At 61.8% G+C, this 14,439-nt stretch carries 16 protein-coding genes; 13 read left to right on the top strand and 3 right to left on the bottom strand.

Going from position 1 to position 14,439, the window contains the following annotated elements; translation table 11 throughout:
* Nucleotides 1-52 precede the first annotated feature (52 nt).
* The 3 genes from ACSQ3L_RS07905 to ACSQ3L_RS07895 are packed head-to-tail and all read left to right on the top strand — an operon-like array spanning nucleotide 53 to nucleotide 2,342.
* Complete coding sequence (locus tag ACSQ3L_RS07905; protein ID WP_436159433.1) at nucleotides 53-841, top strand: ATP-binding cassette domain-containing protein; 789 nt, start codon at nucleotides 53-55, stop codon at nucleotides 839-841.
* A gap of 35 nt (nucleotides 842-876) precedes the next feature.
* Entirely contained in the window at nucleotides 877-1,713 is an 837-nt protein-coding gene (locus tag ACSQ3L_RS07900) for an ABC transporter permease (protein ID WP_436163395.1), read from the top strand.
* Between the two features lie 53 nt (nucleotides 1,714-1,766).
* Entirely contained in the window at nucleotides 1,767-2,342 is a 576-nt protein-coding gene (locus tag ACSQ3L_RS07895) for a hypothetical protein (protein WP_436159432.1), read from the top strand.
* A gap of 25 nt (nucleotides 2,343-2,367) precedes the next feature.
* Here ACSQ3L_RS07895 and ACSQ3L_RS07890 read toward each other — a convergent pair whose 3' ends face one another.
* Nucleotides 2,368-2,568 (bottom strand): hypothetical protein, encoded by a 201-nt coding sequence (locus ACSQ3L_RS07890; protein ID WP_436159431.1) that lies wholly within the window; start codon nucleotides 2,566-2,568, stop codon nucleotides 2,368-2,370.
* Nucleotides 2,569-2,780: 212 nt separating this feature from the next.
* Nucleotides 2,781-3,719, bottom strand: coding sequence for a LysR family transcriptional regulator (locus ACSQ3L_RS07885; protein WP_436159430.1), 939 nt, complete (start codon nucleotides 3,717-3,719; stop codon nucleotides 2,781-2,783).
* A gap of 124 nt (nucleotides 3,720-3,843) precedes the next feature.
* On the opposite strand from ACSQ3L_RS07885, the gene ACSQ3L_RS07880 reads away from it, so the two are divergent.
* From ACSQ3L_RS07880 to gph, 10 genes are read left to right on the top strand one after another with little or no spacing between them, the layout of a single operon-like run.
* The gene (locus ACSQ3L_RS07880; RefSeq protein ID WP_378983982.1) at nucleotides 3,844-4,890 is read left to right on the top strand and encodes a class 1 fructose-bisphosphatase; all 1,047 of its coding nucleotides are present in this window, start codon (nucleotides 3,844-3,846) and stop codon (nucleotides 4,888-4,890) included.
* A gap of 8 nt (nucleotides 4,891-4,898) precedes the next feature.
* Complete coding sequence (locus ACSQ3L_RS07875) at nucleotides 4,899-5,771, top strand: phosphoribulokinase (protein WP_436159429.1); 873 nt, start codon at nucleotides 4,899-4,901, stop codon at nucleotides 5,769-5,771.
* Nucleotides 5,772-5,781: 10 nt separating this feature from the next.
* A complete protein-coding gene (gene tkt / locus ACSQ3L_RS07870) occupies nucleotides 5,782-7,794 on the top strand; it encodes a transketolase (RefSeq protein WP_436159428.1) in 2,013 nt (670 codons plus the stop codon).
* 11 nt (nucleotides 7,795-7,805) lie between these two features.
* The gene (gene fba / locus ACSQ3L_RS07865; RefSeq protein ID WP_436159427.1) at nucleotides 7,806-8,885 is read left to right on the top strand and encodes a class II fructose-bisphosphate aldolase; all 1,080 of its coding nucleotides are present in this window, start codon (nucleotides 7,806-7,808) and stop codon (nucleotides 8,883-8,885) included.
* Between the two features lie 21 nt (nucleotides 8,886-8,906).
* Nucleotides 8,907-10,400: a ribulose-bisphosphate carboxylase large subunit gene (locus ACSQ3L_RS07860; protein WP_436159426.1), complete on the top strand. Its 1,494-nt coding sequence runs from the start codon at nucleotides 8,907-8,909 to the stop codon at nucleotides 10,398-10,400.
* A gap of 18 nt (nucleotides 10,401-10,418) precedes the next feature.
* Nucleotides 10,419-10,853: a ribulose bisphosphate carboxylase small subunit gene (locus ACSQ3L_RS07855; protein WP_436159425.1), complete on the top strand. Its 435-nt coding sequence runs from the start codon at nucleotides 10,419-10,421 to the stop codon at nucleotides 10,851-10,853.
* 7 nt (nucleotides 10,854-10,860) lie between these two features.
* Nucleotides 10,861-11,799: a CbbX protein gene (gene cbbX, locus ACSQ3L_RS07850; RefSeq protein WP_436159424.1), complete on the top strand. Its 939-nt coding sequence runs from the start codon at nucleotides 10,861-10,863 to the stop codon at nucleotides 11,797-11,799.
* A 60-nt stretch (nucleotides 11,800-11,859) separates the two neighbouring features.
* Nucleotides 11,860-12,546: a ribulose-phosphate 3-epimerase gene (gene rpe, locus ACSQ3L_RS07845; RefSeq protein ID WP_436159423.1), complete on the top strand. Its 687-nt coding sequence runs from the start codon at nucleotides 11,860-11,862 to the stop codon at nucleotides 12,544-12,546.
* A 21-nt stretch (nucleotides 12,547-12,567) separates the two neighbouring features.
* A complete protein-coding gene (locus ACSQ3L_RS07840; RefSeq protein ID WP_436159422.1) occupies nucleotides 12,568-13,125 on the top strand; it encodes a thioredoxin family protein in 558 nt (185 codons plus the stop codon).
* Nucleotides 13,122-13,823 carry a phosphoglycolate phosphatase gene (gene gph / locus ACSQ3L_RS07835; protein ID WP_436159421.1) on the top strand — a complete coding sequence of 234 codons (702 nt, stop codon included), beginning with the start codon at nucleotides 13,122-13,124 and terminating at the stop codon, nucleotides 13,821-13,823. The genes ACSQ3L_RS07840 and gph overlap by 4 nt, the downstream gene beginning before the upstream one ends.
* 49 nt (nucleotides 13,824-13,872) lie before the next feature.
* On the opposite strand, the gene ACSQ3L_RS07830 is transcribed toward gph, so the two are convergent.
* Nucleotides 13,873-14,253 carry a c-type cytochrome gene (locus ACSQ3L_RS07830; RefSeq protein WP_436159420.1) on the bottom strand — a complete coding sequence of 127 codons (381 nt, stop codon included), beginning with the start codon at nucleotides 14,251-14,253 and terminating at the stop codon, nucleotides 13,873-13,875.
* Between the last annotated feature and the right edge of the window lie 186 nt (nucleotides 14,254-14,439).

The following is a 14,439-nucleotide window of genomic DNA, read 5'->3' as shown; positions in this document are numbered from 1 at the left end:
AAGGCGATCAGGCGCGCCAGATAGCCAACGCATCCTGAAGGAGCGATCCGGCATGCAATATATGAGGACAAGCGGACCGGGAGACGAGGTGGCGGCGCTCGATGTCGATGCTGTCAGCCATTCCTATGGAGCAAAGCGAGCGCTCAACGACGTCTCCTTCTCGATCGCGCCGGCGACTTTCACCGTGCTGCTAGGCCTCAACGGCGCCGGCAAGACAACGCTGTTCTCACTGATCAGCCACCTCTATGACACACGTCACGGATCGATCCGCATCTTCGGCCATGACATCCGCCGCGCTTCTGGCGAAGCACTCCGACGGGTCGGCATCGTGTTCCAGGCGCGCACGCTCGACCTCGATCTCAGCGTCTACCAGAATCTCTCCTACCATGCCTCGCTGCATGGCATTGGCGGACGCGAAGCTCGCCAGCGCATCGCCGCGCTGCTTGAAACGGTCGACATGAAGGGCCGCCAGCATGACAAGGCACGCAGCCTCTCCGGCGGCCAGATGCGGCGCATCGAGATCGCCCGGGCGCTGCTTCACCGACCTTCCCTTCTCCTGCTGGACGAGGCGACCGTCGGCCTCGACATCGAGTCGCGCGCGGGCATCCTCGCGACCATCCGCAAGCTCGTCGAAACCGAGGGCATCGGCGTGCTCTGGGCCACGCATCTGATCGATGAAGTCGAGGACGCCGACCATGTCGTCGTGCTGCGGCGGGGTGACCTGGTCGCCAAGGGCAAGGTGTCGGATGTCGTCCAGGTGAATGGCGGAACTTCGATTCGCGATGCCTTTTCGAAACTCAACCGCGTCGACGCGGCAGGTATGACGGAGACGTCGCCATGAGCGCTCCTGCGACGCCCGGAAAAATCGCCGGCATCATGCCGGCGCGGTCTGAACGATTCGGCCTCCGCCACTATCTCATTTGCCTGAAGGGCGTCGTCCTGCGCGAGTGCCTGCGCTTCCTGCACCAGCGCGAGCGCTTCATTTCCTCGCTGGTCCGGCCGCTCGTCTGGCTGTTCATCTTCGCTGCCGGCTTCCGCCAGGTGCTCGGCGTGTCGATCATCCCGCCCTACAAGACCTATGTGCTCTACGAGGTCTATATCACACCGGGCCTATGCGGCATGATCCTGCTGTTTTCCGGCATGCAGTCTTCGCTGTCGATGGTCTACGACCGCGAGATGGGCAACATGCGCATCCTTCTGGTCAGCCCGTTTCCGCGCTGGTTCCTGCTGGTGTCGAAGATGCTGGCCGGCGTTGCCGTGTCGATCGTGCAAGTCTACGCGTTCCTGATCGTTGCCTGGCTGTGGGGCGTCAAGGCGCCGCCGCTCGGCTACCTCTATGTGCTGCCGGCACTGTTCCTGTCAGGCATGATGCTTTGCGCGCTCGGCATGCTTTTGTCTTCCATGATCAAGCAGCTCGAAAACTTCGCTGGCATCATGAACTTCGTCATATTTCCCGGCTATTTTGCGTCTCCCGCGCTGTATCCCTTGTGGCGTATTCAGGAGGCGAGCCCCCTGCTCTACAAGATCTGTCTCGCCAATCCGTTCACTTACGCCGTCGAGCTGATCCGCTTCGCCTTCTACGGGCAGATCGAGTGGCTGTCGCTGGGCGTCGTCGCCGGCTGCACGCTGCTGTTTCTGGGCGGCGCCATCATCGCATACGACCCTTCGCGCGGCTTGGTGATCCGCAAACAGGACACGGGAGGAAACGCCTGATGGCGCGAATGAGACTTGTTCACAATCTGGTTCTGGCCGCCACGCTTGCCTCCATGGGCGGCGCCAGCGCGGCAAACACCGATCCCGACTGGCCCTGCATGCAGCGCAAGGTGCCACAGCTGTCGCTCGGCCAGATCTGGAACGGGCCGGAGCTTCCTGCGACGGCGAAGGATTGGGCGAAGGATCCCAGCGTCTCCGCACTGGTCGAGGCGGTGGCGGCCCGGCGGATGCCGATTCCCGAAGCCCAGAAGGAGATCAAGGATTTCGCGGCTTCTCTGCCGCCCGAGCAGGTCGCACCAAAAATGACGATGCTGGTGAAGGGAATGTTCGATCACATGGACGCCGAGCGTTCGCACGTGATTTCCGGCATCTCCCGTTATGCCCACAAACAGCTCGAAATGGCGGCTCAGTTGCGTAAGGAGGCATCCGAGGTCGACGCGCTGCGCGCCAAGGCCGATGCAGATCCGGACGAAATCGAACGGCGAACCGACCAGCTGAATTTCGCGACACGAATTTTCAACGAGCGTGTCCAGTCGCTGACCTATGTCTGCGATGTGCCGACGATAATCGAGCAACGACTTTACCAGTTGTCCAAGACTGTCTTGGAAACACTCGTCTCGAAGAAATAGGTCTTGTTGATCTTGGCGGCCGGGATCATGACGCCCGGCCAGGCAGCACGCGCCAGCGCTGCACGAAATAACCGGGATGCGTGTCGATCCACCGGGCCACCAACGGCTGCGCCTGCATGAAGGCAGTGCCGGGATTCATCGCCAGGCCGTCCACCATCTGTTCGCGCTGTTCGCAGGTCTGCGGTACATCCGTCAGGCAGACCATCATAACGAGTGTGTAAAGCATTACCCCTTTTTCCCCATCGAATTCCCGAACCCTTACCCCGGGAGGTTTCCTAAACACCGACCAGTCTGCAGGGGTCGCACATACAGATCGCATACGGGTGTGAAAGGACGTGGCCCCCGCTCTTTCGCACTGCAACATAACATGCCGCTTATATAACACCAACGGCCGCGGGCGTTCTCCACCGGACTTTCATCTATTGCGTCCGCGCGATGTCATCCCGCTTTGTCTGGATACAGCTTCCCGAACAGGGGCAGATACATCGCACCCTTGCGCATCAGGAAATCATTGAACGTAGCCATGGCCGGCGAGATTGCGTGATCGGTTCGCATCACGGAGAACCATTGCCGGCGGATCGGCATGCCGACAACGTCGAGGATGACGAGCCGGCCAGCTTCTGTTTCTGCCGCGATGGTGTGGGCGGAGATGAAGGCGATGCCCAGACCAGCCATCACCGCCTGCTTGATCGTTTCGTTCGAGCCCATCTCGACACCGAGATCGTCGATACGGCCAGGCACGTCGCTCAGGAATATTTCCAGCGAGATGCGGGTTCCGGAGCCGGGCTCTCGAATAAGGAAATGCTCCTCGGCGATCCGCTCCTTGGAGATATCGCGCGCCGCCGCCAACGGATGTTCGGGCGGCGCGATGATGACCAGCGGGTGATCGCCGAAGACCGAAGCACGCACCGGAACCTCTTTCGCCGGGCGCCCCATCAGCGCGATGTCGATGTCGTGATTCCTGAGATTGTCGATCGTCTGGGCACGATTGCCGATGGCAAGCCGCATGTCGATGTCGGGATGGTCCTTCATGAACGCAGCCATCAGCCGCGGCGCGAAATATTTGGCCGTGGAAACGACGCCAAGCCTCAAGCTGCCGGTGCGTACGCCCTTGATGGCGTCCATCTTGTCTTCGAGCAGGCCGAGGTGCTCCTCGATGGCCTGCGCCGTCTCGACGAAGGCCAAACCTGCGGCAGTGGGACGCATGCCGTCCGACGTCCGGTCGAACAGAGCCAGTTGGAATTCTTCCTCCACCTGCCGCAACTGGATTGTCAGCGCTGAGGGAGACAGGCCTAACATCTTGGCCGCGCTGACAATTTTCCCGGACTTGATGATCGCCTGGATGGTCTTGAAATGCTTCAGCGTGAGGTTCCTCATGCCGCATACTAAATTCTTTTTAGTCCTTAGGTAAAGTTATTGAATTTTACTTATCACCTCTCGTTTGGTTCCATTCCCCCGATCCAGCCGATCCGAGGAGATGCGGCCGGATCGGGAGGTTACGATGCCAGCGGCAACGCTCGACGCTTTTCTGAACTCCTATCTCGGCCAGCCTGACGAAATCCGCTCGGCAGTTGTGACGACCGTCCGTCAGCTGACACAGGCCGCCATCAAGGTCCGCAACACCATCAACCAAGGGGTGCTCGGCGCCGCCTTTGCCGAAACCCGTGGCGCCAACGCCGACGGCGACGTCCAGAAGGATCTCGACGTCTTCTCCGACGACATCTTCCTCGACGCCATGCGCCGCGCTCCGGTCGCGCTTTACGCCTCCGAGGAACTGGAGCAGCCGGTCCTGCTCGACAGGCAAGCGCCACTCGCCATTGCGATCGACCCGCTCGACGGCTCTTCGAACATCGATACCAACGTGTCGATCGGAACGATCTTCTCGCTCCTGACCGCAACTGGCGCGCCGGATGCCGATCCGGCCGCCTCTTTCTTGCAAGCGGGCGTGAACCAGCTAGGCGCTGGTTTCTTCATCTATGGGCCGCAATTGGCCCTCGTCCTGTCGCTCGGCAGCGGCACGCATGTCTTCGTCTTCTCGACCAGGCTCGGCACCTTCGTCCAGGCCTACGAGAGCCGGATCATTCCGCAACGCACTCAGGAGTTCGCCATCAACGCTGCCAACTACCGGCACTGGGACGAGGCCGTGCGGCTCTATGTCGACGACTGCCTGGAGGGCACGGAAGGACCGCGTGAGAAGGATTTCAACATGCGCTGGATCGCCTCCCTGGTCGCCGACTGCTACCGCATATTGATGCGCGGCGGTGTGTTCCTCTACCCCGGCGATAGGCGCAAGGGCTACGGCCAGGGACGACTGCGCCTCGTCTACGAGGCCAACCCTATAGCCTATCTCATAGAACAGGCTGGCGGTGCCGCCACCGATGCGATCACCCGCATCCTGGAAATCGAACCCGAGAGCCTGCATCAGCGCGTGCCCATGATCTTCGGCTCGGCACGGGAAGTCGCGCGCATCACCCGCTACCACACGGAGCCGAGCAACATCGGCGAACGTGCGCCCCTGTTCAGCCGCCGCGGCCTGTTCAGAGCCTGAGCAGCACCATGTCAGCCAAGCACCCCATCATCACCATCACCGGTTCGTCGGGCGCCGGCACGACCTCGGTCAAGCGCATCTTCGAGCTGATTTTCCGGCGCGAGAACATCGAGGCCGCTTTCATCGAAGGCGACGCATTCCACCGCTACGACCGCGCCGCGATGAAGGCAAAGGTGGCCGAGGAGGAAAAGGCCGGCAACCCGAACTTCACCCATTTCCATGCCGCGGCCAACGAACTCGAAATTCTCGAAGAGGTGTTCGCGGAATATGGCCGCCGGGGAACCGGCAAGACCCGCACCTACATCCATGACGAGGAAGAGGAAAAGCAGCACGGCACGCCACCGGGGACCTTTACCGAATGGCGCGAGTTCGCTCCCAGCGACCTGCTCTTCTACGAGGGTTTGCACGGCTGCGTCGTCACCGAGACGATCAATTTGGCCAAGCATGCGGATCTCAGGATCGGCGTCGTGCCGGTCATCAATCTCGAATGGATCCAGAAGATCCATCGCGACCGTTCGACACGCGGCTATTCCACCGAGGCGGTGATGGACGTGATCCTGCGCAGGATGCCCGACTATGTCCGATACATTGTCCCGCAATTCTCGCAGACCGCCATCAACTTCCAGCGCGTGCCGATCGTCGATACGTCCAACCCGTTCATCGCGCGCTGGATTCCGACGCCCGATGAATCGATGCTGGTTATCCGCTTCGCCAATCCGCGCGGCATCGATTTTCCGTATCTGCTGTCGATGATCCACGACTCGTTCATGTCGCGGCCAAATTCCATCGTGGTGCCAGGCAACAAGCTCGACCTTGCCATGCAGCTGATCCTGACGCCGCTCATCCTGCAACTGATCGAACGCAAGAGCCGTGTGTCGTGAGGAGGACGCAATGACCAGCCAAACAGCACTGATGCCTGTCACCGCAGCCGCTCCCGTCCCGGAGCGCGACATGGCGAACGCCATTCGCGCGCTGGCGATGGACAGCGTCCAGAAGGCGAATTCGGGCCACCCCGGCATGCCGATGGGCATGGCCGATGTCGCAACGGTGCTGTTCAACCGCTTCATCAATATCGATCCGTCGAGGCCGGACTGGCCTGACCGTGACCGTTTCGTGCTTTCAGCCGGCCACGGCTCGATGCTGCAATACGCGCTGCATTATTTGCTCGGCTATGACGACATGCAGATTGAGGAATTGCAGCGATTTCGGCAATTGGGCAGCCGCACCGCCGGACATCCGGAATACGGCCATGCGCTTGGTGTCGAGACGACCACCGGCCCGCTCGGACAAGGTATTTCCACGGCGGTCGGCATGGCGCTGGCCGAACGCATGCTTGCCGCCCGCTACGGCGCCGATCTGGTCGATCATCATACCTATGTGATTGCGGGCGACGGCTGCCTGCAGGAGGGCATCAGCCACGAGGCGATCGACTTGGCTGGTCACCTGAAGCTTTCCCGCCTGATCGTCTTTTGGGACGACAATGCGATTTCCATCGACGGGCCGACCTCCCTCTCCACGTCGATGGACCAGCCGGCGCGCTTCGAAGCCGCCGGCTGGGATGTCCAAAGTATCGCCGGCCATGACATGGAAGCAGTCGCCGCGGCTATCGAGGCGGCGCGGCGGTCGGATCGGCCGTCGCTGATTGCATGCCGCACGGTAATCGGCAAGGGTGCCCCCAATCTCGGCGGCTCGGAGAAGACGCACGGCGCACCGCTAGGCGAAGCAGAGATCGCCGCGACACGTGAAAACATCGGCTGGGTTCACGCGCCGTTCGAGGTGCCGGACGACATCCTCTTCGCCTGGCGCGAGATTGCCGGTCGCGGCGAGGAGATGCGGCGCGCCTGGGAGCGGCGGCTTGCCGCCTCCCCACGGCGCGAGGCCTTCGAGAACGCGGTCGCCGCCGAACTGCCCGACACGGTCTTCGAAGCGCTCGAAGCCTTTCGTCGCGAACATGTCGAGAAGGCAACCAAGGTGGCGACGCGAAAAGCCTCCGAAATGGCGCTGGAGGCCATCAACGGCGCAACGGAGTTGACCGTCGGCGGATCGGCCGATCTGACGCACTCGAATCTGACGATCACCAAGGGCATGAGCCGCATTGCGCCGAGTGACTATGCCGGCCGCTACATTCACTACGGTATCCGCGAGCACGGCATGGCCGCCGCCATGAACGGCATCGCGCTGCATGGCGGCTTCGTGCCCTATGGCGGTACGTTCCTGTGCTTCGCCGACTATGCGCGCGGCGCAATGCGGCTCTCGGCGCTCATGCGCCAGCGCGTCATCTACGTGATGACGCATGATTCCATCGGCCTCGGCGAGGACGGTCCGACGCACCAGCCGGTCGAGCACCTGGCGATGCTGCGTGCCACGCCGAACCTCAATGTCTTCCGCCCGGCCGATATCATCGAAACGGCGGAGTGCTGGGAACTCGCGTTGAGAAGCAAGGATCGGCCGAGCGTTCTGGTGCTGTCGCGCCAGAACCTGCCGATGCTGCGTCAGGCGCACAGCGACGAGAACCGCTCCGGCCGGGGCGCTTACGTCCTGCGCGAGCCGGCAGAGCACCGCGCCGTCACCCTGATCGCCACCGGCTCGGAGGTCGAGATCGCGGTTGCCGCAGCCGAAAGGCTGGAGACCGAGCATGGCGTCGCCGCCGCCGTCGTGTCGATGCCGTGCTGGGAGCTTTTCGAGGAGCAGGATAGCGCCACCCGCAAGGCCGTTCTCGGCTCGGCGCCGCGCGTCGCGGTCGAAGCAGCAGCCCGGCTGGGCTGGGACCGCTGGATCGGCGAGACGGGCGCTTTCGTCGGCATGGCCGGCTTCGGCGCCAGCGCCCCTGCCCCCGACCTCTACCGGCATTTCAACATAACGTCCGAAGCGGTTGCCGCAGCGGCGCTGAAGCTCATCATCTAGGAGGATCCACTATGGCCCGCATCACCCTTCGCCAGCTTCTCGACCATGCCGCCGAGTATGGCTACGGCGTGCCGGCATTCAACATCAACAACATGGAACAGGGCCTCGCCATCATGGAAGCGGCCAAAGCCTGCGACGCGCCTGTCATCATCCAGGCTTCACGCGGGGCGCGGTCCTATGCCAACGACATCATGCTGGCCAAGATGATGGAGGCATTGACCGAGATCCACCCGGCCATCCCGCTATGCATCCATCAAGATCACGGCAACAGCGAAGCCACCTGCCTTTCCGCGATCCGCCACGGCTTCACCTCGGTGATGATGGACGGATCCTTGATGGCGGATGCCAAGACGCCGGCAAGCTATGACTACAACGTCGCCATAACCGAGCGCGTCGCACGTATGGCGCATTGGGTCGGCGCTTCCGTCGAAGGCGAACTGGGCGTGCTGGGCTCTCTGGAAACCGGCCACGGCGAGGCCGAGGATGGTCACGGCGCCGAAGGCGCGCTCTCGCACGACCAACTCTTGACCGACCCCGATCAGGCGGTCGACTTCGTGACCGCCACCCAGGTCGACGCGCTGGCGATCGCCTGCGGCACGTCGCACGGCGCCTACAAATTCACCCGCAAGCCGGACGGCGACATTCTGGCCATGCAGGTGATCGAGGCGATCCACGAGAAGCTGCCCAACACGCATCTGGTCATGCACGGCTCTTCCTCGGTGCCGCAGGAATTGCAGGACATCATCAATCGGTACGGCGGCGAGATGCCCCAGACCTTTGGCGTTCCAGTCGAGGAGATCGAGCGCGGCATCCGCTACGGCGTGCGCAAGGTCAACATCGATACAGATTGCCGTATGGCCATGGCTGGGCAGTTCCGCCGCGTCGCAACGGAGAATCCGCGCGAGTTCGATCCCCGCAAATTCCTGAAGCCGGCCATGGATGCCTTGCGCGATCTTTGCCGGGACCGCTTCGAGCGTTTCGGAACAGCGTCCAACGCCTCGAAGATCAAGGTCATCGCCATGGACGAGATGGCGAAACGTTACGCCGCGGGAAAACTCGATCCCCAAATCGCAACCGCGAAAGCCGCCTGAGCAACAAACAGGAGACCTGTCATGAACAAGATCGACATGCTGCCAGCGGGTACGCTCAAAGAAGGCAAGGAACGTTACAAGTCAGGGGTCATCCCCTACAAGAAGATGGGCTATTGGGAGCCGGACTACAGGCCCAAGGAGACCGATCTGATCACCGTGTTCCGGATCACACCGCAGCCCGGTGTCGATCACGAGGAGGCAGCGGCGGCCATCGCCGGTGAATCCTCCACCGCGACGTGGACGGTGGTGTGGACCGACAGGCTGACAGCCTGCGAGCTCTATCGCGCAAAGGCGTTCAGATCCGAGCCGGTGCCAAACACCGGTCCCGGCACCAAGACCGAGCAACAGTACTTCGCCTACATCGCCTACGACCTCGACCTGTTCGAGCCGGGCTCGATCGCCAACCTGACCGCATCGATCATCGGCAACGTGTTCGGCTTCAAGGCAGTCAAGGCGCTGCGGCTGGAAGACATGCGCATCCCAATCGCGTATCTCAAAACCTTCCAGGGACCGGCGACCGGCATCGTGGTCGAACGTGAGCGGCTCGACAAGTTCGGCCGGCCGCTGCTCGGCGCAACGACGAAGCCGAAGCTCGGTCTGTCGGGCCGCAATTATGGCCGCGTCGTTTACGAGGCGCTGAAGGGCGGCCTCGACTTCGTCAAGGACGACGAGAACATCAACTCGCAGCCCTTCATGCACTGGCGCGACCGCTTCCTCTACTGCATGGAGGCCGTGAACAAGGCGTCGGCCGCCACCGGCGAGGTCAAGGGCCATTATCTCAACGTCACCGCCGGCACGATGGAGGAGATGTACGAACGCGCCGAATTCGCCAAACAGCTTGGCTCCTGCATCGTCATGATCGACCTCGTCATCGGCTACACGGCGATCCAGTCGATGGCCAAGTGGGCACGCCGCAATGACATGATCCTGCACCTGCACCGCGCCGGAAACTCGACCTATTCGCGCCAGAAGAACCACGGCATGAATTTTCGCGTCATCTGCAAATGGATGCGCATGGCCGGCGTCGACCACATCCATGCCGGCACGGTTGTCGGCAAGCTGGAAGGCGACCCGCTCATGATCAAGGGATTTTATGACACGCTGCGTGAGGAGCGCACGCCGCAGAACCTCGAAACCGGGCTGTTCTTCGACCAGGACTGGGCCTCGCTCAACAAGGTGATGCCCGTCGCCTCGGGCGGCATCCATGCCGGCCAGATGCACCAGCTGATCCATTATCTCGGCGAGGACGTCATCCTGCAGTTCGGTGGCGGCACGATCGGCCATCCGGACGGCATCCAGGCAGGCGCGACGGCCAATCGCGTCGCGTTGGAAGCGATGATCCTGGCCCGCAATGAGGGACGCGATTATTTGCGCGAAGGGACCAAAATCCTCGAACAGGCGGCCAGGTGGTGCACGCCGCTGAAGGCGGCCCTGGAGACCTGGAAGGACGTCACCTTCAACTACGAATCGACTGACACGGCCGACTTCGTGCCAACCGCAACGCCCAGCTTCTAGACGAAAGGAACCGTCGTCATGATGACCAATCCGGGAAACAAGGTCACGCAGGGACAGTTCTCGTTCCTGCCCGACCTCACCGACCAGCAGATTTCGGCGCAGATCAAATATGCGCTGAAAAACCATTGGGCGGTCAGCGTCGAGTACACGGACGATCCGCATCCGCGAAACACCTATTGGGAAATGTACGGCAACCCGATGTTCGACTTGAGAGATCCGGCGGGCATCCTGCTTGAAATCAATGCTTGCCGGAAAGCCTGTCCGAACATGTATGTGCGGGTAACCGCCTTCGATTCAACCAAGGGCTGGGAAGCGCCGCGCATGTCGTTCATTGTCAACCGGCCACCCAGCGAACCCGGATTCCGGCTTCTGCGCCAGGAGCGCGACGGCCGCAGCCAGGGGTACTCGATCGTGCCTTATGCGACCGATAGGCCCGAAGGCGAGCGGAGCTAGCCGAACCATGCTGAACACGATCGCAAAGGGCGCTGCCGGGCAGGACGAATTAGTCGATCTGCAGGCCGAGTTCGAGGCATCCAACATCGACGAGGTGATGGACAAGCTCGACCGCGAACTCGTCGGCCTGAAGCCGATCAAGACCCGCATCCGCGAGATCGCGGCTCTCCTTCTGGTCGACCGGCTTCGCCGCAAGTTCGGGCTCACCTCGGGTGCGCCGACGCTGCACATGAACTTTACCGGAAATCCCGGCACCGGAAAGACCACCGTGGCGTTGAGGATGGCCGAAATCCTGCATCGTCTCGGCTATGTCCGCGAAGGCCATATGGTCGCCGTGACGCGAGACGATCTCGTCGGCCAGTATGTGGGCCACACCGCGCCCAAGACCCGCGAGGTGATCAAGCGTGCCATGGGCGGCGTGCTTTTCATCGACGAGGCTTACTATCTCTACAAGCCTGAGAACGAACGCGACTACGGCCAGGAATCGATCGAAATCCTGCTGCAGTGCATGGAAAACAACCGTGACGATCTGGTCGTGATCCTTGCCGGCTACAAGAACAAGATGGACCGCTTCTTCGACAGCAATCCCGGCATGCGTTCGCGCATCGCCCACCACCTCGATTTTCCTGACTACGGCGTCAGCGAACTGAAATCGATCGCCGAGATCATGCTGGCGGAACAGAATTATCGTCTCAGCGAGGCAGCGGCCCAGGCGCTCGAAGAGTACCTTCCGATCCGCATGAGGCTGCCGCATTTCTCAAACGCGCGTTCGGTCCGCAATGGGCTCGACCGAGCGCGGCTGCGCCAGGCCAACCGTCTTTTCGCGTCGCGCGGCCGGGCTCTGACCAAGGCCGATCTTATCACCATCGAGGAATCCGATATTCGCGGCAGCCGCGTATTCGCGGAAGGCAAGCTCGAAGGCGAACCCGAGACGAAGGCGCGCTGACAGAATGAAGCCGGCTGGCGGCAGCGACCAGGACCGCAGACAGAATTGGAGACGACGACAATGGTCACCAGGACAATCATCGCACCCTCCGTGCTTTCCGCTGATTTCTCGCGGCTCGGCGACGAGGTCGAAGCTGTCGTGCGGGCGGGTGCCGACTGGATCCATCTCGACGTGATGGACGGCCATTTCGTACCCAACATCACCTTTGGTCCGCCGGTGATCAAGGCGATCCGCGCTCGAACGGACAAGGTCTTCGACTGCCATCTGATGATCGCGCCAGCCGACGCCTATCTGGCCGCCTTCGCCGATGCCGGCTGCGACATCATCACGGTGCATGCCGAGGCCGGGCCGCATCTCGATCGTTCCCTGCAGGCGATCAGGAATCTCGGCAAGAAGGCCGGCGTATCGCTGAATCCGTCGACGCCGGAGAGCGTCATCGAATATGTGCTCGACCGGCTCGATCTGGTGCTTCTGATGACGGTCAATCCAGGCTTCGGCGGGCAGGCTTTCATTTCGGCGGTCATTGAGAAAGTCAGGCGGATCAAGGCGCTGGTTGGCCACCGCCCGATCGACATCGAGATCGACGGCGGTGTCACGCCCGAGACCGCCCCGCTGGTCGCCGCGGCCGGCGCCAATGTGCTGGTCGCCGGCTCCGCTGTGTTCAAGGGCGGCACCGAGGCAGCCTATCGCGCCAATATCGGCGCCATCAGACAGGCGGCCGACGGCGCGATCCGGAAAGCCGCGTAAACCGTTTCCTCGGAGGCAAGCATGGCGGCAGTCCCCCCTGTCTGCGATTTCGGCTGGCCTGCCATCGATGCCGTTTTGCCAGGCGTCGACGGCAGGTCGCATTCGATCTTCAGCCAAGCCGGCCCAAACGGCCTGGTCGTCGTCTTCATCTGCAATCACTGCCCATATGTGAAGGCGGTGATTTCGCGCATCGTGCGCGACGCCAATAACCTCAAGGCCGAAGGCATCGGCTTTGTCGCAATCAACTCAAACGATGCCGATACCTACCCGGAGGATTCCTTCGACCACATGAAGCTCTTTGCCACCACCAACGGCTTCAGCTTCCCTTACCTGCACGACGAGCCCCAGATTGTAGCGCGCGACTACGCAGCCGTGTGCACGCCCGATTTCTTCGGGTTCAACAGCGAATTGAGACTGCAATATCGCGGTCGGCTGGACGCTTCGCGACGAGAAGCCGGACAGCCCGGGCTGCGACGCGATCTGTTCGAGGCGATGAAACAGGTTGCCCGAACCGGCGATGGTCCGCTCGACCAGATCGCCTCGATCGGCTGCTCGATCAAGTGGAAGGATGCTGCATGAACGTCGGCGCAGGTAGGCCGTTTCGATCGCCGAAGGCGATCCTGTTCGACCTCGACGGCACGCTGGTCGATTCGGCGCCGGACATAGCGGCCGCAGTCAACGAGTTGCTGGCCAGCCGTGATCTGCCGCCGCTGCGCCTGGATCGGGTGAAGGCCATGATCGGCGGCGGCATCAGGAAATTGATCGAACGAGCCTTCGCGGCGTCGGGAACGCCACTCCTCGGCAACGCACTTGATGAGGCCAACCGTGTCATGGCGCCCATCTACCGCCGACATCTGACCGACCTGACAAGGCTGATGCCTGGCGTCAGGGAGGTTCTCACCCATTTTCATTTGAGCGGAGTAAGCATGGGCGTGGCTACCAACAAACCGCAGTTGGCGACCCGCGAAATCCTGCTGCATTTCGGATTGACGGAATATTTCGGTGCGATCGTTGGCGGAGACGCAGTGACATATATGAAACCGGCGCCCGACGCCCTGCTGCTGGCGCTCGCCCAGCTTGAAGTTGAGCCCTGTGACACGCTGCTGGTAGGAGACAGCGGCACCGACGTCGGCGCCGCGCGCGCCGCAGGCATGCCCGTCATTCTGCTGCGCGGCGGCTACGCCCACATTCCCGCGGAAGAGCTTGGCGCCGACCTTGTTTGCGACAGCCTTTTCGATCTGCCTTCGGCGGTGCAGAGGCTGCAGGCCGGTGCTTGATCATGGCGAACGCCGGCCGAACGCAAAATAGAACGGCCGGCGAGCCGCGTTATTTCGAGAATTGTTTCAGATAGGCGATGACATTGGCTATGTCTTCGTCTTTCTTGAGGCCGACGAACGCCATCTTCGTTCCTTTGACCATGGCCTTGGGATCGCGAAGATAGGTCGTCAGCGTGGGTTCGTCCCATTTGACGCCGGATTTGCCGGCCGCGACCATTGCTTGAGAATAACTGAATCCCGAGTGGGTGCCGGCCGTTCGGCCGATGACGCCGTTCAACGACGGGCCGACCTTGTTCTTGTCCTGGTCGGCGACATGGCAGACCTTGCATTTGGTGAAGACCTTCTCACCCGCCGCGGCATCCTGTGCCTGGGATTGGCTCGTGATGAAGGGCACAACGGACACGACTGCGAAAAATGCGATTGCGCGCATATCATTTCCTCATTGATCGTCTGGGTGCCCTGGACGATTTGCGCATGCCGATCCTTTGATCCGTCGGTATGCGCCTTACGCGGCGGAGTGGAATATATCCGCTTCTCCTGTGGAGCGGCGCCGCGTGACTCTGAAGCTAGTTGGCATGCTGTGAAAGTCAACCGTACAAAGGTTTAGAGCTTGGCT

The organism is Mesorhizobium sp. LjRoot246 (assembly GCF_964254115.1).
Taxonomy (GTDB): Bacteria; Pseudomonadota; Alphaproteobacteria; order Rhizobiales; family Rhizobiaceae; genus Mesorhizobium.
The sequence above is the reverse complement of the archived record's forward strand: the minus strand, read 5'-3'. Positions and strand labels throughout refer to the sequence as shown.